Source organism: Acinetobacter sp. KAM396 (assembly GCF_021602765.1).
Classification (GTDB): domain Bacteria; phylum Pseudomonadota; class Gammaproteobacteria; order Pseudomonadales; family Moraxellaceae; genus Acinetobacter; species Acinetobacter towneri_A.
The window spans coordinates 1-21,176 of record NZ_BPPH01000014.1; the positions used below are offsets into that span (position 1 = coordinate 1).

Here is a 21,176-nt window from a genome sequence, read left to right on the forward strand (position 1 = left end):
TGCTGAATATATATCCATGTTCATGGATTAAGTCCCCACTTGTTTTTAGGTGGGAACTAAATTAAGGCTTATAGGATCGCTTGGTAAGGCTGTGTTAGCCGGATGCTTACGTAAAATCACAGAATCGGCACTGTATGAAGAGCCAACGCCTCTAATTCTCTCAATCTGGGCAAGAAATGGGTGAAGTGTAGAGGTATAGAGTGGGCATACTAAACTAAAGCGAGTATATTCACTTGATGGAATATCAAACGCCTCCTTGAAGCGCTTAATTTCTTTCCAGAAGTCTGTAGAAGTCAGCGAATGATTTTTAGCTTCATACATGACACGCTGGAAATCTTTCTCTGAAGAGAAGTAGCAAACCTCAACATCACCTATTGATTCACTCACAATGTGACTAAAAGCACTTTCAGATAGCCATAGTGGCAGGTTCTTTAATACAAAGGCATCCTGATAATCAAACCCTACTCGTGCAATTGCACCACCAGTTGATTGTTTTTCTAACAGACTTGCACTCATTATTATCTCTCTAAATCCAGGGTGGATGGGTAACAGGAACCATCTGGTAGGTAGGTGTGGGCACTGCCCTCAAGATGATTGTTTTTTAAATGAAAAATCAGTAAGACTACAAAATTTGCCCCAACTTTTGGATCGGACACCAATTCCCTCATGGTGTGATGGTCTTTACTGCTGGGTTGTACACTAAAGAGAGGATGGCTATGCCATTCACCTAAATAGTTAAATTTTTGATAATTATTGTTTGTTGATTTATGAAAAAGGCGAATTGCTTTAATAGCATCCGTAATTCCACGTACAAAGGATGCGATCGTTCCACTCTTTTGAACAGTTAATGAGCTAACTCTAAAATGATTTGTACCTATATGCTCACCCATTAAAACACCGCCACATTCGTGGGTTCCAGACTTCAACAGGGCTTTTATCAGTAAAATTTGTATATCAGTAGGAATGGATATTTTCAGCATTAGTATTAACCTTTCATCGGTTCAGGCTCTTCAATAGAATTGCCATTTTCACTTTCAGATATCTGTTTATCCGTAGGAGATTCTGTTACTAACGCACCTGAACAATCGATAGGATGAGTATCAAAAGGACATTGAAATATCCAATATTTACGGAACCCTATTAAATATGCTGAATATGGATAAGAGGATTGCTCATCAACTGTACATAAAGTATCTAATGTGAACTGAGTCATAGACGCTGCAAGAGCCGTTACATCTGCATCTGATGCAATATATGTTTGGTTTTGTGTTTGAAAGCCGTAATTATTAACTTTGCCTTCTGGGATTGGTTCCAACGTTTGTAAGACACCATAAATATGATTGCGAAGCTCTAAAGGTGAGGCATCTAACGTTGGGCGACTACGGGCCATCATTGCTCCACCACCGCCACCAAAGATTTCACCCCATACCATTGGTATATGTTTTCTTTTAGCAATTGCAGCTAAGGTTAGAAATGTATGTGAGTTTGCTGTCGCATCAATAATCAGATTACATGTACCAATGGCATTAGCGATATTGGAATTTAAATGAGGATTTTCCTGGCCACCAATTTGCATTTCATACGTTTCAATCTGCATGTCTAATGCAGTTCGTTTTAATGCTCTTTCAACAGCATGGGTTTTAGCAAAGCCAACATCTAACCAGTTGAGTTCATTACGGACAAGATTCTGGGGTGCCAGAATATCATCATCAATAAGTAGAAAGTTTTTACAGCCAGACCGCGCCAGTGAAATTGCAATTTTACTTCCTAACGATCCAAGACCAACGATTACTATCTTTGCATCATTGATATTGCTAAATTGTGCTGGCAATCTTTGATTCTGATCATCATGTAGATTAATAGCTGGATAACTTACGAAAAGTGGTGCTGTATTATTAATTAAGAATAGTTCCAAGTTACCATTTAAGTCATATAACAATAGAGGCTTTATGGAACTTGTGAATTCCTCCTGAGTAGGCCATAAATTGCCTAAAGAGGATTCTAACGAAAGTCGATCATTTACAGATTCCTTTAATAAAGGAACAGAATCAACTCTTATTGCCCATCCAGACAATTCAAATCTTTCATTAGAAAATGATGGGACGATGTCAGGTAGAGGTTTGTTTTGAATATTTGTTGGAACAATAACGGTCTTGTCCCGAATGCTTGAGATGGCAACCTTAAAGTCCATTTTTTCAGGGTCACTACCCAAGAGTATGTGACGTAACATTGGTGTTTCAATGAACCTTTCTGAAATACCTCTTAATTTTTGACCTATTGTTTCAGAATGCCTAGATGGCACAGGTTCTACATCCATCTCCAATACAGTCATTGCGTCTGTTAATAAAAGAATCCGGGCACTTCTAATTAGTTCCACTCCACTGATATTTGTATTCCAATTATCTGGACCGTATTCTAGACACAGCACTCCTGAACCACCGTACTGGTGCAAGATACTCCATCTTTCACCAGATTTTTGTGGACGTATATATGCTGGTAGCTCTGGGAAAAGCTCTGGATATACTAAAACACCATTAAAATCTATAGTTCCTATCTTGAGAGAGAAGTTTAAATGCAGTTCATTAGTGTTTGTTGAGTTCCACTCCTGAATCTTAAAACTGTTTTCCTCATTTTCAAGATCGGTCAATAACTGCCGTTCTTGAATTAAGCGTTCTAATGGTGTTTTTAGCAGTTCCATTACGCAAAGCCTCCTGGTTTATTTGGATAAACAGGGGTTGATGGAAATGTTAATCCTGCACCTAAAGCTGAACGGATTAAAGAGCTGGCCATATCAGCAGAATTTGCACTTTTGTGTGATGCCGAACGTGGAAAACGATTACCCAAGACCTGCCGCCATAGAGCTAATGCTTTATCATCATCTGTTTCATTTAAGGCATTTCGTGCAATAGCAGCTTGTTCTTTTACCTTTTCATAAAAGGTTTTGAACTCATCTGCTGTGACCGCAGAAAAAACATTATTGCCTGCAACACCAGGATCTTCTAAATGTGGAATTATGCCTAGTGACGCATAAATCCCATAAGAATCCCTGATTGTTTCTAAAAGATAAACAAACAACTTTTCATAGTTGGATTCGTAGTAATTCATATGCTTGGCAACCAGGCATTCTAAAATGAATCCTTTTGGTCGTTTTAAATCAGACAAGTTCTCACGACGCCACCATTTAAATAGCTTCACAAGAGGCTTAAATCGCCCATTTGCATTTTTATTCACCTCAACAGTCCACTCGGTATGGGCTGGAGGGTTGGTAACTAGCCATTCTTCAAGATGAATGTCTGGAATCAGATAGCCACCATATCCATCTGAAATGATAGGGACAACATCCATATCAACTTTTTTCAACTTAACATTTACTGAACGACGGTTAACGGTGAGATCGGTATATCCAATATCCTTTAATGCTGTATGTACTGCATCAAGGACAATTTGAGGATTATCGTTAATTGTGTGATTTGTAAGGGCAATAATATCTACATCTGGTCTTTGTGTGATACCGCCTATAGTAGTCGGACGTACTGCCGTATTTCTTTTATAAGAACCTGATAAGAACGTATGCACATGTACTTTGCTGAATTCATTATGCACTTTTAAAGCATTACGAAGCGTATTATGTGCGCTTGAACAATCATTAACTGTTGTTGTAGATGGTTCAATATCGGAAAGTAGGTCAAGAAACTGCTGTTGAGTTGTCATAATTCTCTCTGAGCCCATGTACTAAAATGGGGCATAAAATTAAGTGCGATCAGAAAAATTAAGTAACCTACTACTGTGAACTTTGTTGCATAGCAGTAGGTTATTTAACCTTGTTTACGATATTGAGTTTGAGTTATCAGGATCATCCGATTTTTTATTACGGATAGTATCCTTTTCTTCTTTCAATGGCCGAGTTCTGGGAAATTTAAAATATCCAGTTGGATGGACAATAATTTTTCCAGATTTATGGCGATAAGATTTACAAAACACGAAGTCTTGATTTTCGGTAGGCATTGTTAGCCCTCCTATTTTGGCGGCTCGTTTTTCAGGGCGCATACCAAAATAAGCGGGTAAATCTTGAGATTTACGGGCCTAAATGTTAGAATGGGGTTCTGACAGCCAGATCTAACATGAGGTATGCGTAGGGCTTAGAGCCATATGCCTTTCCTGTGTGAAAATCTATCAAGCCGACTCTACCCAATAGAGTCGGCTTTTTAATTTACGAAACCATCTCAATAGTCTCCATTGAATCTAGGTCAAAATAATATAGTTTTTTAAAGTCATCTTCATATAAGTCAAATAATTGAGATAACTCACTAATGACAGATGCTGATGTTTTTTTTGCATCTATTGCGTAGTCAAAAAGCATTGAAGCTACTCTATATGTCGCTTCTCGATCCAATTCATTTGGTTCAACTTTACGATAACCACGCATAGCCATTTGCCGCCATAAATTGGCACTTTGACTTGAAGTTATAGTTCCTAACTCTGACGCCCTATAGATTAAGGCCGCCATTGAGGTTTTCCATTCCTTTTTAAGTCTTAGATAATGAGCTAAATTGGTTGAAACTAATTGATCAATAATTTTTTCTTCTGGCATTAAGAATTCGGCAGCAAAGTCATTTGCTTCTTTTTCCATAAACTCAGATGGCTCTTCATGGAGGACCAAATGCCCAAGCTCATGTGCTAATGTGAAGCGTATTCTATCATTTGGCTGGTTTGCATTTAGAAATACGCATGGAGACACACCATGCATTTTTAAGGATACGCCATCAACATTATTATCTTTAAAGTCGCATAAAAAGACTAAAACCCCGGCATCTTCCACAGTGGCAGTTAGGTTTTCAAGAGGTTCATTTCCTAACGCCCACAATGATCTAAGCTTTTTAGCCGCTTCTTGAGGAGTGTTTACATCTAGGCCAATTTTAAAAGTTGGTAAGGAGTTTTTTCTTTTTGGCACATTTGTGAATAATTCTAATGTTTGTACATGGCCCATTTTTAACATCATTTCAGCATTCATGCGGCTCAATGCTTTAGCTGTGGTAGAGCTTTTTTTTCTGTATGCATGCAAACTAATTGGCAGTGCATTTAGCTTTTCAATATGTTCGAAAAATCGTATAGGGAAATGTAGGGCATTGGATAGATTATGGATAACTTCATCGGAGGGTTTTAAGTCCCCACTTTCAATTTTAGATAATGAAGCCTGAGTAATAGACTGTCCCATTTCAGCAATTAGTTCAGTTTGACTAAGACCACGAAAGTTTCGTGCAATACTAAGCATGTCAGGATTGAAATGAGTCATATTCACCTCCAAGATCATTGACTTACAGATCAAGTTAATCGAATGATAACTGAACAAAAAACCTTATGCAAATTTTTCTTCAAATTATTCCTAAATTGTTTCTTTTTTACCTTACATTGCTTTATGTAGTGGTCATTTTGGTTTTTAGCACAACATATAGTGTTTTTGATTTTATCTTCTATTTGAAAGATTTTAATTTCACTATAGAATTTTATGTCAAAATTTGAGCATTAAAATATTTGGGTAAAGATAGAGGATGATCAGTGTTCTTATAAGGGGCAGTTTGACTTTCGATTATTTAGAAAATGTATTTTTATTAAATATTTGACCATTTGGAGGGAATTCTAAAGTGATTTATTCTTGCTAAAATTAGGTTTAAGGACGATTGTTTCCTTTTCTCCCAGAGTGTAATTAAATAAAGGATTTAAAATGAAAATGAACTTGAATAAGGATGGAAAAAAACGTATTCACTTTATAATTAGAGAGCTTGATAAGACTCAGAATGAAGTAAATAAAATTTCAGCTTCAGTTCAGATAGACGAGGATGATCAATATCAGCGTATTAATAGAGCATATTTTCAGTTGTTCCAAACGCATTATCTTTCCTTTAAATTACTTATGAAAGAAGATCATTTTTCCTCCGCTGTCGTCGTAGCTCGTACGATGCTAGAAATATATGTTAGGTGTTTTTATTTAGAGTTTATAGAACAGCCTAAAGGGACAGATGTTGAAATGTTAATTACTCAACCAAAAGACTTTGCTAGTTTTTTTCAGATGAGTACAGCTTTAGATAATTTTGAAGACCCAGACAATGGAGATTTTCATAAACACTTCAAGCAATTCACAAAGCAAGGTAAAGCTTTGTACGAGAAGTATTCAACTTTCACACATGGTCGTGGTGAGCTACTGAATGTGCTATTTAAAGGTAAACAACCTGTCTGTGCCTATGAGGATATTGAAAGTATATTGCTGACCCTTAATGGCATGTTACAGGTGTTTGCAATGCAATTTCTACATATGAATGCTAATGAGGCATTGAAAAAAAGATTGCTTGATAGAATGCTTAAAACTGAAGAAACTTTTCTTAATCATGGTATAGGCCAACCAGACTATTATTCTAATTTAACCTCTTGGTGAACTAAATAGGAAATGAGAGAACAACAGTGCAAAACTGTTTTTCTCTCAATATACTATCGCTTCCATTTTCTAAGTCGCATAGTTGTTTGGAATGTCGCATAGTTGTTTGTAAATGACAGCCTCCACCGACCAATGCCACAGCAGAAGCGGTATGATGCGGCGCACGAAAGGGACGCTGTCCAAACGTATGCGGGCTATTGGCCACAGAATAGATGCTGGCAACTTCTAAATTTTCCTGCATATTTAAGGGCGGTAAAATACTGGAAAGCCGAGATGCCAATAAGGTTTTACCTGTACCGGGTGGGCCTTTAAATAGCAGTGAATGTCCACCTGCTGCTGCAATTTCCAAAGCGCGTCGTGGGCGCAATTGGCCTTTCACATCGACTAAATCAAATGCGGAGTGTGATAACTGTGGCTGTGCAGTCGCGATGACTTTATCTAAAAGCTGGCTTTGTGCCAAATGTTCGCAAACTTGTTTTAAATGTGCGGCGGCAAAGACTTCAAAGTCTGGCAGTTGTGCAGCTTCTTGTGCGTTTTGTTCAGGTAAAACCAAACGATGCTGTGCCTGTTGGCAGGCAATCGCAATACTGAGTGTGCCTGTGGTGGGGCGTAATTGACCATCTAAAGCCAATTCTCCAATAAATTCTAAACCGTCAGTGCTCTGTTCGGGCAATTGTCCCGATGCAATTAAAATACCTAAGGCGATGGCTAAGTCTAAACGCGACCCATCTTTGGGCAAGTCGGCAGGCGCTAAATTAATGGTCAGACGTTTAGTCGGAAATTGAAAACCACTATTAATAATGGCAGAGCGTACCCGATCTTTACTTTCACGTACGGCAGCTTCGGCTAGACCGACAATGGTTAAAGAAGGTAAACCTTGACTTAGATGGACTTCAACTTCAATTGCAGGGGCGTGCAAGCCGAGCAGCCCCCGTGTATACACTTTGGCAAAAGACATTTTTATTATGATCCGTTTTGGTGCGTTATTTTTATAATGTTTGGTTTTTGTACTTAAGCACTCAATTGGTGCTTATTTTTTGAGTTGGATTTTCTGTTCTAGTACTTCAACCTGTTTTAACAATTCATTTAAACGTAAGTTGGCATTATTGAGCGCAGTCCGTTGGCGGTCTAGCTCATCTTGCGAGACCAAATCCATTTTGGTGACCGCTTCATTGAGCAAAGCACGTAAATTATGTTCTAAATCTTTTTTAGGTTGTTCAATTTGTTCCAAAATGGCTTGTAATAAAGTTTCAATCATTGTTGTTTCCACAAAGATGGAGAAAATGGAGGCAGTGTAGCACTGGTCTTGAATAGACTATAGCATTTCAGACGAAATATGGATTTATTCGATGAGTAAAATCGTAAATCTTCTAGTAAATATGTCTATTTTTTGAAGATCAAAACCATATAAATGTATAAAATAAGGTATAAAGAAAACTCATGTCAGGGTTTCTAATTTCCCCCGACCTTAGAACTTTGGCATGGAATTTGAACATAAAACCTTACTGGTGAATTAAGCCGAAGGAAAACACACATGAAGCTCGTAACTGCAATTGTAAAACCCTTTAAGTTAGATGATGTGCGTGAAGCATTATCTGAAATTGGTGTTCAAGGGATCACCGTAACAGAAGTCAAAGGCTTCGGTCGCCAAAAAGGTCATACCGAACTATATCGTGGCGCCGAGTACGTCGTTGACTTCTTGCCTAAAGTTAAAATCGAAATCGCAATTAGCGATGAAATGGTCGATTCGGTGATTGAGTCAATCACTCGTGTTGCTAGTACTGGCAAAATTGGTGATGGCAAAATCTTTGTAACTAACCTCGAACAAGTCATCCGTATTCGTACAGGTGAAACGGGTGCAGACGCTGTTTAAAAGATGGCATGAAGTTTGCTGAGTACCTAATAACTCACAAAAACAAAGGTCGGGGGACACAAATGAAAAAAATGCTACTCGCGCTGAGTCTATCGGGCGCACTCCTTGGTGGTTCTGTTGCTTGGGCTGAAGAAGCCGCAATAGCCACCACTCCATCTTCAGATGTGGCAGTAACCACTGTCGAAACATCTCCTATCGAAACAACAAATGCAACAGAAGTTGCAGCTGTAGCAGAAATCAGCACTACCGAAGCGGCTGAACCAGAAGCTGTATTAGATACAGGCGATACCGCTTGGATTTTAGTTTCGACTGCTTTAGTTTTACTTATGACCATTCCTGGTTTAGCACTGTTTTATGGCGGTATGGTACGTAAGAAAAACGTACTCAATACTATGGCTTACAGTTTCGTAGCAGCAGCCGTGGTCAGTATTGCCTGGGTGGCAGTGGGCTATAGCTTGGCTTTTGGTGAAGGCAATGCTTTTATTGGTAGCCTAGATAAAGTGATGTTGGCAGGCATTGGTACAGATGCGCTCAGTGGCAGTATTCCTGAAATTCTATTTGTGATTTTCCAAATGACCTTTGCCATTATTACTGTGGCCATTATCAGTGGTTCAATTGCAGAAAGAATGAAGTTTGGTGCCTTTGTTGCCTTTATCGCGATTTGGGTGGTCGTGGTCTATGCACCAATTACCCACTGGGTATGGGGTGGTGGTTGGTTAGGCAATGATGGTGCACTTGATTTTGCTGGTGGTACTGTTGTTCATATTAACTCGGGTGTTGCAGGTTTGGTTGCTGCATACATGTTGGGCAAACGTATGGGCTTGGGCCGTGAATCTATGGCTCCGCATAACCTGACTTTGACTGTACTGGGTGCAAGTTTACTCTGGGTGGGTTGGTTCGGTTTCAACGGTGGTTCTGCTTTAGGCGCGAATGGTGCAGCGGGTTATGCCTTAGTTGTGACTCAAGTGGCAGCCGCAGCCGCAGCAATCGCATGGCTTGTTGTTGAAAAACTGGTACGTGGTAAAGGTTCGGTATTAGGTGCTGCATCGGGTGCAGTTGCAGGTTTGGTCGTGATTACGCCAGCAGCAGGTTTTGTGACTGTCGGTGGTGCATTAGCGATGGGTTTAATTGGTGGTGTCGTATGTTTCTGGGGTATTACTGCCTTAAAACGCGCCCTGAAAGCTGATGACTCTCTAGATGCCTTTGGACTACATGGTGTAGGTGGTATTGTCGGTGCAATTTTAACCGCCTTCTTTGCCAGCGAGTTTATTATGGGCGATGCTGCACCAAGCAACTTGATGAGCCAACTTTGGGTGCAAGTTGAAGGTGTGTTAGCGACCATTGCTTACTCAGCTATACTGACTTTCATCATCTTAAAAGTAATTGATCTAACAATTGGTATTCGTGTGGCTGCAGAAGATGAGCGTATGGGACTCGACTTAAGTCAACATGGTGAACGTGTAGAATAATTCAGACAGCACATAATCAATATATTGTGTAAAACAGCCCTTCGGGGCTGTTTTTTTTCTATATGTTGCGTAAAACTCTACAAAGTTTGGAAATTTTGCTACACTGCATTTTCATTTAAATTTGTGCAATTAAACCGCTATGCATTGTCCATTTTGCAACGCTGCAGACAGTAAAGTGATTGACTCACGTTTGGCGGCAGAAGGCTGCCAAATTCGCCGACGTCGTGAGTGTATTGGCTGTGGTGAACGCTTTACCACCTTTGAAAGTTATGAAGTGGTCATGCCTCGGGTAATTAAATCCGATGGTAAAAGTGAGCCTTTCGATGAAGCCAAGTTGCGCCGTTCACTGATGCATGCTTTGCAAAAACGTCCTGTGACCCAAGAGCAAATTGAAACGGTACTTAGTGACATCCAACTGCAAATTCGCCGTTTGGGTGAGCGTGATGTGAAATCACGTACCATTGGTGAAATTGTGATGCAGGCTTTATTTGCATTGGATCACGTGGCGTATGTGCGTTTTGCTTCGGTGTATCAGGACTTTCAGGATGTCGAAGCGTTTCGCCGTCAAATTGAACAAATGCAGTTACGTGAGCAATAAATTCTCATGTCAGCAAAAAGCAGACAACATCTGAATATGACTGAATTCACTTCCAATTTACCTCCCAATGATCTTTTTTGGATGCGTCGTGCGATTGAGTTGGCACGTTTGGGGCAATACAGCACCAAACCTAATCCAAATGTCGGCTGTGTGATCGTTAAAGATGCACAATTGTTGGGCGAAGGGCATCATCCGCGTGCAGGACAACCGCATGCTGAAGTGTTTGCTTTGCGTCAAGCGGGTGAACAGGCACGTGGTGCAACAGCCTATGTAACTTTGGAGCCGTGTGCGCACTATGGACGCACTCCACCTTGTGCCAAAGCGTTGGTCGATGCAGGCGTGGTCAAAGTGGTTGTGGCTTGTCCAGACCCAAATCCATTGGTGGCAGGTAAGGGCGTTCAAATTTTAAAAGATGCGGGTATTCAGGTTGATGTCGGTGTGGCAGAAGCTGAAGCGCGTCAGTTAAATTTAGGCTTTTTAAAAGCCATGGCTACGGGCATGCCCTATGTGCGTTTAAAAGTAGCTTCAAGTTTGGATGGTCGCACGGCAATGGCTTCGGGTGAATCTAAATGGATTACTGGCACAGCTGCCCGTGCTGATGTGCAGCATTGGCGGGCAATCTCTGCTGCAGTATTAACGGGTATCGACACAGTGCTGGCCGATGACTGTCTGCTTAATGTACGCCACTTAGCGAGTGTAGATGACACTCACAGCGTGGTACAACCCAAACGGATTATTTTAGACCGTCAAGGTCGTTTGCCTTTGAGCGCACAAATTTTGCAGCAGCCTGAAACGGTGATGGTGATGGGACCATATCGTGCAGAGTTGGCAGCCTTAGGCGTGATACAATTGGCGGTACAGCCTTTAGAAACCTTACTTGCCCAATTGGTACAGCAACATCAAATTTATGATGTATTGATTGAAGCGGGAGCAACCTTATCGACTGCTTTCTTGCAGGAAGGTTGGGTAGATGAAGTGATCAGCTATGTGGCGCCTACATTGTTAGGGAGCTCGGCTCGTACCATGTTTAATGCAGAATTTGAGCAGATGTCAGAGCAACTTCGATTTAAACTTTACGATGTCACTCAATTGGGTGATGACGTGCGCCTTAGGTTAATTCCTTCTCAAGAGACACTATGAGTTCAGAGTCAACGGTTTATCATAAACGCCGTCATGCGGCACGCACTACTGATGAGTATTTATTTCATCAGTTAGTGCCTTATTTGGGCAATAAACGCCGTTTGCTGCATCTGATTTTAGAAGCGCTTGAACAGACAGGAACGCTGCATCCTAAAAATGGTCGTGCCCCAATTTTTGCCGATTTTTTTGCAGGTTCAGGAGTGGTATCACGTTTGGCGCGCCAAAATGGTTATCGCGTGATTGCCAATGATTGGGAACCGTACAGCCATGCCTTAAACCATGCGATTTTGGCCTGCACTGAAGCACCTGCATTTAAAGAATTAGGCGGCTATCAAAAAGCCATTGATTATTTGAACCGTTTGCCTGAAGTCAAAGGCTGGGTGACGCATAATTTATGTCCGCGCAATGACGAGATTTATGACCCAAGTCGTGACCGTTTGTTCTTTAAACGTCGAAACGGCATGCGCATAGATGCGATTCGTCAACAAATTGCCACGTGGCAAGCGCAGGGTGCCATTGATGATGTCGAAATGTCAGCATTATTGGCACCGTTGCTGTATTCTGCCAGTTTTGTCAGTAATACCAGTGGCGTGTTTAAAAGCTTCCACCATGGCTGGGGCGGCAAAACTCAAACTGCGCTCGAACGAATAGAATCGTTATTGTGGCTCACGCCAAGCCGTTTTTGTGACATTGGCGAAGCCAATAAACCTGCTGCAGAAATGTGGTGTGTCGATGCACAGCATCTTGCCAATCAAATGAGTGGTTTTGAGGTGGATGTGGCGTATTTAGACCCACCGTATAATCAACATGCTTATAGCAGCAACTATCATGTCTTAAATGCCTTAACCTTATGGGATCAGGTCGACTTACCAACCCCAGACACCAAAGGCTTTAAAAGTGGTATTGACCGTGCATGGCGCAAAGAACGTCCAAGTCCATACAACTCATCCAAACATGCCAAAGAGGCGTATGAAACCTTATTGGACACCATTAATGCACGTTTTATTCTAACCAGTTATTCTACTGATGGTAATATTAGTGCCACAGACTTGTTACAAGCCAATTTAAAACGCGGTCGAGTGACGTTATTGACCCAAGATGTTCCGCGTTATCGCGTGAGTAAACAGCGCCAGTCCGAGCGGGCGCGCGTACTAGAATTTATTGTGATTACTGATACGCATGCCAAGTCCGGCCCACCTATTCGCCAGTTATTAGGACAACTCTACCACTTTGCAGAATTGGGTGGTGTAGATACCTCAGGCGTGAGTACCCAATTGGCGTTGTGGTAAATCCACAAATCCTCAGTGAATGAGAGAGAAGATTATGTTTACAGGCATTATTGAAAGTTTAGGTAAAGTAGAAAGCCTGCAAAGTGTGGGCGGTGATTTACGTTTGCGTATTCAGACCGATTTGGATATGTCGGATGTGCATTTGGGCGATTCAATCGCCACCAATGGTATTTGCCTGACTGTGATTGAATGGGGTGACAATTGGTATGCCGCAGATGTTTCCCGTGAAAGTTTAAACCGTACCACTTTAGGCACATGGAAAGTGGGGCAGCCTGTGAATGTTGAAAAAGCCATGCTGCCGACCACACGTTTTGGCGGGCATATCGTAAGTGGCCATGTTGATGCAGTTGGTGAAATTACGCTGGTACGTGAAGATGCACGTTCGATTTACTATGAAGTGACTGCACCTGCAGAAATTGCCAAATACTTGGCAGAAAAGGGTTCGGTGACAGTTGATGGGATTAGCCTGACCATTAACCATTTACGCGGTAATGTCATTAGTCTGAATTTAATTCCGCACACGGCAGAGCGTACCAATATTGGCACATGGAAAGTTGGTAGCAAGGTCAATTTAGAAGTGGATGTCTTGGCACGTTATATTGAGCGTTTGCTCTTGGGCGATAAAGCGGCAGAAACAACGCAGCAGTCCAAAATTAGCATGGAATTCTTGTCAGAAAATGGCTTTTTAAAATAAGCACTGAGCCGAATGAAATTTAAACAGTCTGATTGAAAAATTAGACTGTTTTTTTGTTTTTAGGGATAATTAAAGAGATATAGATAGTTTTTTCATCATAAACACCCCTTTGGCTTAATGTAGATGATTGATTTTTTAATGAATTTGGAACACTGGCTGCCATTATTACTCGATAATTATGGTCTGTGGATTTATGCCATTTTGTTTCTGATTATTTTTGCAGAAACAGGTTCCGTGTTTATGTTTTTTTTACCAGGCGATAGTTTGCTGATCGCCATTGGTGCCTTGTGTTCCACCACCGATGTGGTGCATTTGCACTATATGGGGGTTTTGCTTTTTGTCGCTGCGGTCTTGGGGTATAGCGTCAACTATTACACTGGACGAATTCTAGGTGTGAAGTATTTCCATCAACATTCACGTTATTTCAAACCTGAATATATTGTAAAAACCAACCATTATTTTATGAAACATGGTGGCAAAACTATTTTAATGGCGCGTTTTATACCGTTTGTACGTTCATTTGCACCATTTGCGGCAGGGTCTGGGCACATGCCTTTGGCGACTTTTAGTTTTTATAATGTGGTGGGTGCTGCCGTGTGGGTTTTTTCTTTAATGGCAATAGGTTATGGTTTGGGCAATATTTTGTCTTGGTTGGGTGATTGGATTTAATTCCTAATGTTTCCTATTTTCTTATTCTAAATCAACAGCGATAACTCAAAAAAACTGATTGACGACCACAAAAAAGCCCACCGTGTGGACTTTTGGTCTGGTTCAGTTTTAGTGTTTGGTGACAATTAATTCTGTACCACCTAAGCGCGAGCTAAAAGTATCGTTTGTTTGAATTGAAAACTTACCCTTTTCCGCTTCTTTAGACAAATAAATGCTTAATGATTGGAAATCTGCACGACTGATCCATAAATCCTGAGCACGAATACTGCACTGTTCGCCCGTATTAAGATGGTCGATTTTGCCTGAAATTTTCGTCAAGATATCCATTTGAAACCCGAGATTGTCAAAGTTATTAAAGAAGATAAAAGCTGAAAATTCAACTTTTTCTGGATGACAATCATGAGACAAAATTATTTCATTTTGATGAAACTTGATTTAAGGCTATGGGCGAATAGGGGGTAAAAGTAAATTTATTCTTTAGAAAAACTTGAATTTTTTAAGATATAGTCAATTTCTTCTTGAGCTGCGGCATGCAGTCGCGCACGAAAGACCGTGACCGCCTGCTCAATTTGAGTTTCGGCTTCTAGCTCTAAGCGCAAACGTACACTTTCAAGTTCAGAGGTAATTTTATCATCATTTACTGCAGTTGCGGCTTGGTTAAAAGTCACTGTAGGTAATTCAGGATTTTGCTCATAACGCGCCGTATAGTTTGAAATTTCCTGATCCAGACTTTGACGCATCAGCTCAAGTACTTGAGTTTGTTCTGCGAAGCGTTGTACTTCATCTTGTTGTAACTGTGCAGCATAAGCGGCTTGTTCTGCACGACGCTGTTCTAATTTGAGTTCAAGTGCCAATTGGCGACGTTGGCGTGCTTCTTCAATCAAACGTGCTTTTAGGTCAGCATACGCTTGTTCAATTTTTTCCTGTGATTGTTGCTGAGCACGCTGATCTTCTGCAATCCACTGGTGTAATTGTGTTTCAGGTTGCAAGACCTCACAAATTCGATGCAGATCATCCATAAATGTCTGGCGCACAGCCTGAGGCGCAGTTAACCAGCGCTGTTTAAAATCTGAGCCGACATTTAAAGTCACTGCATCTCTCCTTATTCCGAGCTATATTTTTTTTAAAATTTTTAAAATTAAAGCTTAAACGTCTGTGGTTCTATGCCCAAACGTCGATATTGTTTGAATTTTTCACGTCCAAGCACTTTTGCTTCTTCGTGATTTTCAATAATCTCAATAATGTGACTAAATTTTGCATAGGCTTCAAGTGCCTGACTGTTAAAATTAAACACAATCCAGTCTGATTGCTGCGGTAGTTCGGCTGAAATACATACGCTAGCCTGTTTTTGGTTAATACCATGCGGAATAAAACTACTGGCATCAAAACTCCACAGATGTTCGTCCAATGTTTGCTGTAACTCTGGGTTAGGGCAATGCAGCCAAATGCGGGCGGCCTGTTGCCGCAAAATTTTGCGGCATAAGCGGCAAGTGCTTTCCACCTGCCGCTCTGGACTTTTTTCAAACAAATAAAAGCTGACTTTAGCCATTATTGCCTGCACGTTGTGCGAGGAACTGCATCAATAATGGTACAGGACGACCTGTTGCGCCTTTATTGGTGCCTGAATTCCATGCAGTGCCTGCAATGTCTAGGTGTGCCCAGCGATAGTCACGGGTAAAGCGTTGCAAGAAGCATGCTGCAGTCACTGCGCCTGCTTTAGGCCCACCAATATTGCCAATATCGGCAAATGGTGAATCCAGTTGTTCCTGATAGTCATCGATCACGGGCATGCGCCATACACGGTCAAATGCGGTGTGTCCCGCAGTCTCCAATTCCGCCGCAAGTTGGTCATCTGGGGTAAACATGCCTGTAAGTACCGAACCCAATGCAACTACGCAGGCGCCTGTTAACGTCGCAATATCAATTACCAAAGCAGGGTTGAAGCGTTTTACATAGGTCAGGGTATCGCACAGCACCAAACGACCTTCGGCATCGGTATTTAAAATTTCGATGGTTTGACCGCTCATACTGGTCACAATATCACCTGGGCGAGTGGCTTTGCCTGAAGGCATGTTTTCTGCTGCAGCAATCGTACCGACCACATGAATTGGCAAACGTGCTTCGCACAGTGCGCGCATGGTACCCAAAACTGAAGCAGAACCACACATATCAAATTTCATTTCGTCCATGCCTAAGCCAGGCTTGAGTGAAATGCCGCCAGTATCGAAAGTAATCCCTTTACCGACTAAGACCACAGGTGGTTCGTCACGCTGCGCTTGGTATTCAAGGCTAATGATGCGCCCAGGACGGTCTGAACCCTGACTGACTGCAAGGAATGCACCCATGCCCAATTCGGCCATTTCTGCTTCATCTAAAATGGTGACTTTGAGCAGATCTGGGTATTCTGCCGCAAGTGCTTGAGCTTGTTCTGCCAAATATTCAGGGAAACAAATATTGCCCGGACGGTTGCCCAAGTCGCGTGCCATGTTTTGACCCGATTGCATGGCTTCAATTAACTGCAACTGATCGGCAGTCAGTGAGCTTTCCTTGGCAATTAAGTGGATCTGTTCAAGCTGAAATTCATTCTTTTTGCTTTTATATTCATCAAAAGCATAGGCTGCTTGGGTCAAGCTGAGTGCAAATACATAATGTAACTCGCTAGGCAGAGCAGACAAGTCAATGCTGATCTGTTTAAATTTTTTTTGTGAAGATTTGATAATGCTTTGTGCAATTTTTGCCAGCTTTGCGGCTGGTAATTCTTCAGTTTTGCCCAAACCGATCAAGTTGCTATTGGCACATTCGGCAACGCTAGCCAGCAAACTTAAACTTTCATTGAAGCCTGCTTTAAATTGTGTTGCGTGAATAATGCTGTCTAAATCTTTGATTTGATAAGCGGCAGTTGCTTGTAGCACATGTTCTGCAGCCACTAAAATTGACAAAGATTCACTCGCGTTGTGTTCTTGGAATGATGGACTTAAGCTAAATTTAATCACTGGATTTTATGCCTATCTAGATGTGCAAACTATACAACCATTGAAACATTTTTATGTGTCGAGTTTCAATGTATAACAAGGCGATAGGTTTTATATTTTCAACATTCAGGTAAACTAACGCGAATTGGATTCCCTCACATTTTGGAAGAAATAATTTGATTATTCGGCGTTATTTGGTCAAGCAAGTTGTGTCGACATCCTTGGTTGTGATTGCCTTACTGACTTTGATCATGATGGGTGGTCGCTTGATCAAGTATTTTGGCGTGGCGGCACAAGGGCGTTTGGATGCGAGTATTTTATTCAGCATCATTGGCTATCGCTTGCCTGAATTTTTGACGCTGATCTTACCTTTGGGTTTCTTTATTGGCTTGATGTTGGTATTTGGTCGTTTATATGTCGACCATGAAATGGCAGTGCTCAACAGCAGTGGCGTGAGTCGGCATCAATTGGCACGTTTATTGGTGCCAATGACGCTAGGATTTTTGATCGTCCAAGGTTTTTTAATGCTGTGGGCATCACCGTGGGGACTGCGTCAGTTTGAGGCACTGACCACCAGTCAAGCGGTACGCACAGGTTTTGACTTGGTGCGACCCAAAGAATTTATTTCTTCAGGGCCATATACCATTTACGCAGGTGATCTATCCGAAGACCGTAAAAACCTGAAAGATATTTTCTTTTATCAACGTGCAGAAAAAGCAGGTCGTCCCGATGTGATGATTTTGGCAAAAGAAGCGACACGGGTAGAATTGGAAAATGATCCTGCCAATGTGGTGGATTTGGTTGGAGGGCGTCGTTATGAAATCTTTCCAGGCACAGCCAAGTATTCACAGGCAGAATTCCAAAGTTATCGTTTACGTTTAGAAAATGACAAAGAAGCCAAATTTGAAAGTGCTGAAGTAGAAGCCTTAACCACCTCGCAACTGTGGAAAAACCGTGCAGACCCTGTGGTTGCAAGTGAACTGGGATGGCGTATTTTTGTGCCTTTTGCGATTGTAGTGGCGTTATTTTTAGCCGTGGCATTGTCAGAAGTTAGCCCGCGTCAGGGACGTTATTTAAAACTGTTTCCTGCGTTGTTAATTTTTGCCAGTTTGATTGTGGCGCTCATGGCGGTTAAAACCCGTATCAGCAAACAAGAAATGGGTATGCTTGCTTATCCGTTGGTGTTGTTGGCTTATACCATTGCCGCAGCCTTGTTCTCACGTAAACAAAAATTGGCACCTAAAATTAAGCAGCAAATTCAGCGAGTGAGGTCTTAAGATGTTGGCACGTCCTATAGTTGCAAAACACGTTACCAAGACCACTGCACTGGCGATGTTTGGTGCTACCGCAATTTTATCGGGTTTGCAGGTGTTATTTAGCTATTTGGGCGAACTGGGCTCGCTCAATGAAAACTATAGTGTATGGCAGGCATTGCTGTATGTACTGTGGGGTGCGCCTAATTATCTCTATGAAATTTTGCCTATTTCTGCCCTGATTGGTGCTGTATTGGGTTTGGGTACGTTAGCCTCTAACAGTGAATTGATTGTGATGCGTTCTGCGGGGATTAGCCTGTGGCGTATTGTGGGATGGGTCATTCGTTCCGCTTTGGTGCTGGTCGTTCTGTCGTTTGTACTCAGTGAGTGGGTGATCCCGTATACCAACGAACAGGCCAAGAGTGTTAAAAGTCATCGAAGCGTAGCGGAGTTGGGTGAAGTCCGTGGTTATTGGTCACGTGAAGGTAATCGTTTTATTTATATTGATTATGCCAATGCCCAAGGTCAACTCAAAAACGTGCAAGTGGTCGATTTTGATGATCATTATCGCTTGCGCGGCACATTGTCTGCAGATCAGGGACAGTTTGTTAAAGATGGCAGTTGGTTGCTCAATCAAACTGAACAGATGGATATTTTGCAGGCGGGTAACGCTACTTTAGCCAAAAATAGCCAGCAAGCACTGGCTTTAGCATTGCAACCTAAATATGTGCACATGGTCACTATTGACCCTGAAGATTTATCCCCAAGTCAATTGGTGAGTTTCATGAGTTATATGCATGAATACAGTCAAGTGCCAAAAACTTATCAACTGGCGTTCTGGCAAAAACTTGGTGCGCCCTTTGCTCTCATTGCTTTGGTGGTGATTGCTTGCTCCTTTATTTTTGGGCCGTTACGTCAGCAATCTATGGGTTTTCGGTTGGTAATTGCCTTATTTGTGGGCTTAACCTTCTTTTATTTGCAAGATTTCTTGGGCTATGCGAGCTTGGTCTATGCACCATCGCCTGCGTGGTTCGTGTTTATCCCTATTATTCTAATGTTTGTCATCGGCGGTTATTTACTGCATCGTGCGCGTTAAGTGCGGCCGATAATGCTACATTTGCGTGTGATTGGGTAAATCTATCTGAATCAGTGACGGAACCCATCTTCTGAACATAGAGTCTTGACGCAAAATTCGTTAAGATAGCATGATTAATTTGTAGACGAAAAAGAGTATTGATTATGGCGGATGCAACTGCTGGCAAAATCCCTCACGTATTGGTGATTATGGATGGTGTGGGTCATCGCGAAGCGGTCGAAGACAACGCTTTTTTAGCAGCGAAACGACCAAATTTGACTGCTATGCAGGAAAAGCATCCGCATGGTTTGATCTCTGGTTCAGGCGAAGATGTTGGCTTGCCAGACGGTCAAATGGGGAACTCTGAAGTCGGTCACATGAACTTGGGTGCAGGACGTGTTCTGTACCAAGACTTTACCCGTATTACCAAAGACATTCGTACCGGAGCTTTCTTTGAACATGAAGTGTTGGTCGATGCGGTAGAAAAAGCCAAAGCAGCTAACGGTGCAGTGCATCTGCTAGGTTTATTGTCTGAAGGCGGTGTGCATTCGCATGAAGATCATATCGTGGCGATGGCAGAATTGGCATTAAAACGCGGTGCAAAAGTTTATCTACATGCCTTTTTAGATGGCCGTGATACGCCACCCAAAAGCGCGCAGCCTTCTTTGGAAAAACTGGACGCATTATTTGCACAATATCCAAATCAGGGTCGTATTGTCAGTCTGATTGGTCGTTACTATGCGATGGATCGTGACAACCGTTGGGATCGTGTAGAACAAGCGTATCGTTTACTTACCGAAGGTGAGGCCGTACGTACTGCCGCAACTGCAGTTGAAGGTTTGGCAGCGGCTTATGCGGCAGATGAAAGCGATGAGTTCGTTAAAGCCACTCGTATTGGTGAAATTGCCAAAATTCAAAATGGCGACAGCGTGGTGTTTATGAACTTCCGTGCTGACCGTGCGCGTGAACTGACCAAAGCTTTTGTGGAACAGGATTTTGCAGGTTTTGAACGTAAAGTTGTGCCGCAATTGTCTAAATTTGTGATGCTGACCCGTTATCAAGCCAGCATTGCTGCGCCAGTGGCATATATGCCAGAAGATTTGAAAAACTCAATCGGTGAGTATTTATCCGACTTGGGCAAAACGCAATTGCGTATTGCCGAAACTGAAAAATATGCACACGTGACGTTCTTCTTTAGTGGCGGTCGTGAAGATGAATATCCAGGTGAAAAACGTATCTTGATTCCATCACCAAACGTGGCAACCTATGACTTAAAACCTGAAATGAGCGCTTATGAAGTAACCGATGAACTGGTTGCAGCCATTAACTCAGGTGAATATGACTTGTTGGTGGTGAACTATGCCAATGGCGATATGGTAGGTCATACTGGTGTCTTTGATGCAGCCGTCAAAGCGGTTGAAGCAGTAGATACTTGCTTGGGTCGTGTCTATGAAGCGGTGATGGCAAAACAAGGTCACATGATTATTACCGCGGACCATGGTAACGTCGAGCAAATGCAAGACTATGACAGTGGTCAGGTACATACTCAGCACACTACTGAATTGGTACCATTCATTTATGTCGGCCCAACACAGGCGAGTATTGCAGAAGGTGGTGTGTTGGCAGATGTTGCACCAACTTTATTAAATTTGATGCAATTGCCAGTGCCTGCAGATATGCAAGGTCGTAACTTAATTTGCCTACAGGCATAACC

Annotated in this window: 21 protein-coding genes and 2 pseudogenes; 11 read left to right on the plus strand and 12 right to left on the minus strand. The window is 41.9% G+C overall.

What is annotated here, in order from left to right; all coding sequences use genetic code 11:
- Positions 1-108: 108 nt before the first annotated feature.
- From L6C30_RS08615 to L6C30_RS08640, 6 genes and pseudogenes are all read right to left on the minus strand, one after another.
- A pseudogene (locus L6C30_RS08615) lies at positions 109-516 on the minus strand (dsDNA nuclease domain-containing protein); the annotation flags it as partial.
- A 2-nt stretch (positions 517-518) separates the two neighbouring features.
- Complete coding sequence (locus L6C30_RS08620) at positions 519-980, minus strand: Mov34/MPN/PAD-1 family protein (protein WP_005314752.1); 462 nt, start codon at positions 978-980, stop codon at positions 519-521.
- Positions 981-985: 5 nt separating this feature from the next.
- The gene (locus L6C30_RS08625) at positions 986-2,698 is read right to left on the minus strand and encodes a ThiF family adenylyltransferase (RefSeq protein ID WP_023187981.1); all 1,713 of its coding nucleotides are present in this window, start codon (positions 2,696-2,698) and stop codon (positions 986-988) included.
- A complete protein-coding gene (locus L6C30_RS08630; RefSeq protein ID WP_023187980.1) occupies positions 2,698-3,711 on the minus strand; it encodes a nucleotidyltransferase in 1,014 nt (337 codons plus the stop codon). Before L6C30_RS08630 ends, L6C30_RS08625 begins: the two co-directional genes overlap by 1 nt.
- 114 nt (positions 3,712-3,825) lie before the next feature.
- A complete protein-coding gene (locus L6C30_RS08635) occupies positions 3,826-4,005 on the minus strand; it encodes a hypothetical protein (RefSeq protein ID WP_001141891.1) in 180 nt (59 codons plus the stop codon).
- A 205-nt stretch (positions 4,006-4,210) separates the two neighbouring features.
- Positions 4,211-5,293 (minus strand): ImmA/IrrE family metallo-endopeptidase, encoded by a 1,083-nt coding sequence (locus L6C30_RS08640; RefSeq protein WP_023187979.1) that lies wholly within the window; start codon positions 5,291-5,293, stop codon positions 4,211-4,213.
- Between the two features lie 429 nt (positions 5,294-5,722).
- Here L6C30_RS08640 and L6C30_RS08645 point away from each other — a divergent pair, with 429 nt between their 5' ends.
- Entirely contained in the window at positions 5,723-6,430 is a 708-nt protein-coding gene (locus tag L6C30_RS08645) for a hypothetical protein (RefSeq protein ID WP_023187978.1), read from the plus strand.
- Between the two features lie 112 nt (positions 6,431-6,542).
- Here the strand turns inward: L6C30_RS08645 and L6C30_RS08650 are convergent.
- Both L6C30_RS08650 and L6C30_RS08655 read right to left on the minus strand, forming a co-directional pair.
- Positions 6,543-7,388, minus strand: a pseudogene (locus L6C30_RS08650) (YifB family Mg chelatase-like AAA ATPase); the annotation flags it as partial.
- Positions 7,389-7,460: 72 nt separating this feature from the next.
- Entirely contained in the window at positions 7,461-7,688 is a 228-nt protein-coding gene (locus L6C30_RS08655) for an accessory factor UbiK family protein (protein WP_019838153.1), read from the minus strand.
- 276 nt (positions 7,689-7,964) lie between these two features.
- Here L6C30_RS08655 and glnK point away from each other — a divergent pair, with 276 nt between their 5' ends.
- From glnK to L6C30_RS08690, 7 genes are all read left to right on the plus strand, one after another.
- Positions 7,965-8,303: a P-II family nitrogen regulator gene (gene glnK / locus L6C30_RS08660; RefSeq protein WP_004650081.1), complete on the plus strand. Its 339-nt coding sequence runs from the start codon at positions 7,965-7,967 to the stop codon at positions 8,301-8,303.
- Positions 8,304-8,365: 62 nt separating this feature from the next.
- On the plus strand, positions 8,366-9,772 hold the full coding sequence (locus tag L6C30_RS08665) for an ammonium transporter (protein WP_236162904.1): 1,407 nt from the start codon (positions 8,366-8,368) through the stop codon (positions 9,770-9,772).
- 139 nt (positions 9,773-9,911) lie between these two features.
- Positions 9,912-10,370 (plus strand): transcriptional regulator NrdR, encoded by a 459-nt coding sequence (nrdR, locus tag L6C30_RS08670; RefSeq protein ID WP_004975665.1) that lies wholly within the window; start codon positions 9,912-9,914, stop codon positions 10,368-10,370.
- Positions 10,371-10,406: 36 nt separating this feature from the next.
- Entirely contained in the window at positions 10,407-11,510 is a 1,104-nt protein-coding gene (gene ribD / locus L6C30_RS08675) for a bifunctional diaminohydroxyphosphoribosylaminopyrimidine deaminase/5-amino-6-(5-phosphoribosylamino)uracil reductase RibD (RefSeq protein ID WP_070154794.1), read from the plus strand.
- A complete protein-coding gene (locus L6C30_RS08680; RefSeq protein ID WP_019838151.1) occupies positions 11,507-12,799 on the plus strand; it encodes a DNA adenine methylase in 1,293 nt (430 codons plus the stop codon). The genes ribD and L6C30_RS08680 overlap by 4 nt, the downstream gene beginning before the upstream one ends.
- Positions 12,800-12,833: 34 nt before the next feature.
- Entirely contained in the window at positions 12,834-13,493 is a 660-nt protein-coding gene (locus tag L6C30_RS08685; RefSeq protein ID WP_070154741.1) for a riboflavin synthase, read from the plus strand.
- A 123-nt stretch (positions 13,494-13,616) separates the two neighbouring features.
- On the plus strand, positions 13,617-14,162 hold the full coding sequence (locus L6C30_RS08690) for a VTT domain-containing protein (protein ID WP_019838149.1): 546 nt from the start codon (positions 13,617-13,619) through the stop codon (positions 14,160-14,162).
- A gap of 108 nt (positions 14,163-14,270) precedes the next feature.
- On the opposite strand, the gene L6C30_RS08695 is transcribed toward L6C30_RS08690, so the two are convergent.
- From L6C30_RS08695 to L6C30_RS08710, 4 genes are all read right to left on the minus strand, one after another.
- A complete protein-coding gene (locus tag L6C30_RS08695; RefSeq protein WP_026438238.1) occupies positions 14,271-14,489 on the minus strand; it encodes a hypothetical protein in 219 nt (72 codons plus the stop codon).
- 143 nt (positions 14,490-14,632) lie between these two features.
- Positions 14,633-15,253 (minus strand): hypothetical protein, encoded by a 621-nt coding sequence (locus L6C30_RS08700; RefSeq protein ID WP_019838147.1) that lies wholly within the window; start codon positions 15,251-15,253, stop codon positions 14,633-14,635.
- A 47-nt stretch (positions 15,254-15,300) separates the two neighbouring features.
- Positions 15,301-15,711, minus strand: a complete 411-nt coding sequence (locus L6C30_RS08705) for a DNA polymerase III subunit chi (protein ID WP_070154738.1) — start codon at positions 15,709-15,711, stop codon at positions 15,301-15,303.
- Positions 15,704-17,152 carry a leucyl aminopeptidase gene (locus L6C30_RS08710; RefSeq protein WP_236162906.1) on the minus strand — a complete coding sequence of 483 codons (1,449 nt, stop codon included), beginning with the start codon at positions 17,150-17,152 and terminating at the stop codon, positions 15,704-15,706. Before L6C30_RS08710 ends, L6C30_RS08705 begins: the two co-directional genes overlap by 8 nt.
- A 158-nt stretch (positions 17,153-17,310) precedes the next feature.
- Between L6C30_RS08710 and lptF the strand changes: the two genes are divergently transcribed.
- The 3 genes from lptF to gpmI all read left to right on the plus strand — a co-directional run bounded on the left by lptF (position 17,311) and on the right by gpmI (position 21,174).
- Positions 17,311-18,411, plus strand: a complete 1,101-nt coding sequence (gene lptF, locus L6C30_RS08715) for an LPS export ABC transporter permease LptF (RefSeq protein WP_019838145.1) — start codon at positions 17,311-17,313, stop codon at positions 18,409-18,411.
- A 1-nt stretch (position 18,412) separates the two neighbouring features.
- Positions 18,413-19,483: an LPS export ABC transporter permease LptG gene (lptG, locus tag L6C30_RS08720; RefSeq protein WP_236162903.1), complete on the plus strand. Its 1,071-nt coding sequence runs from the start codon at positions 18,413-18,415 to the stop codon at positions 19,481-19,483.
- Between the two features lie 143 nt (positions 19,484-19,626).
- The gene (gene gpmI, locus L6C30_RS08725) at positions 19,627-21,174 is read left to right on the plus strand and encodes a 2,3-bisphosphoglycerate-independent phosphoglycerate mutase (RefSeq protein WP_236162902.1); all 1,548 of its coding nucleotides are present in this window, start codon (positions 19,627-19,629) and stop codon (positions 21,172-21,174) included.
- Positions 21,175-21,176 lie beyond the last annotated feature (2 nt).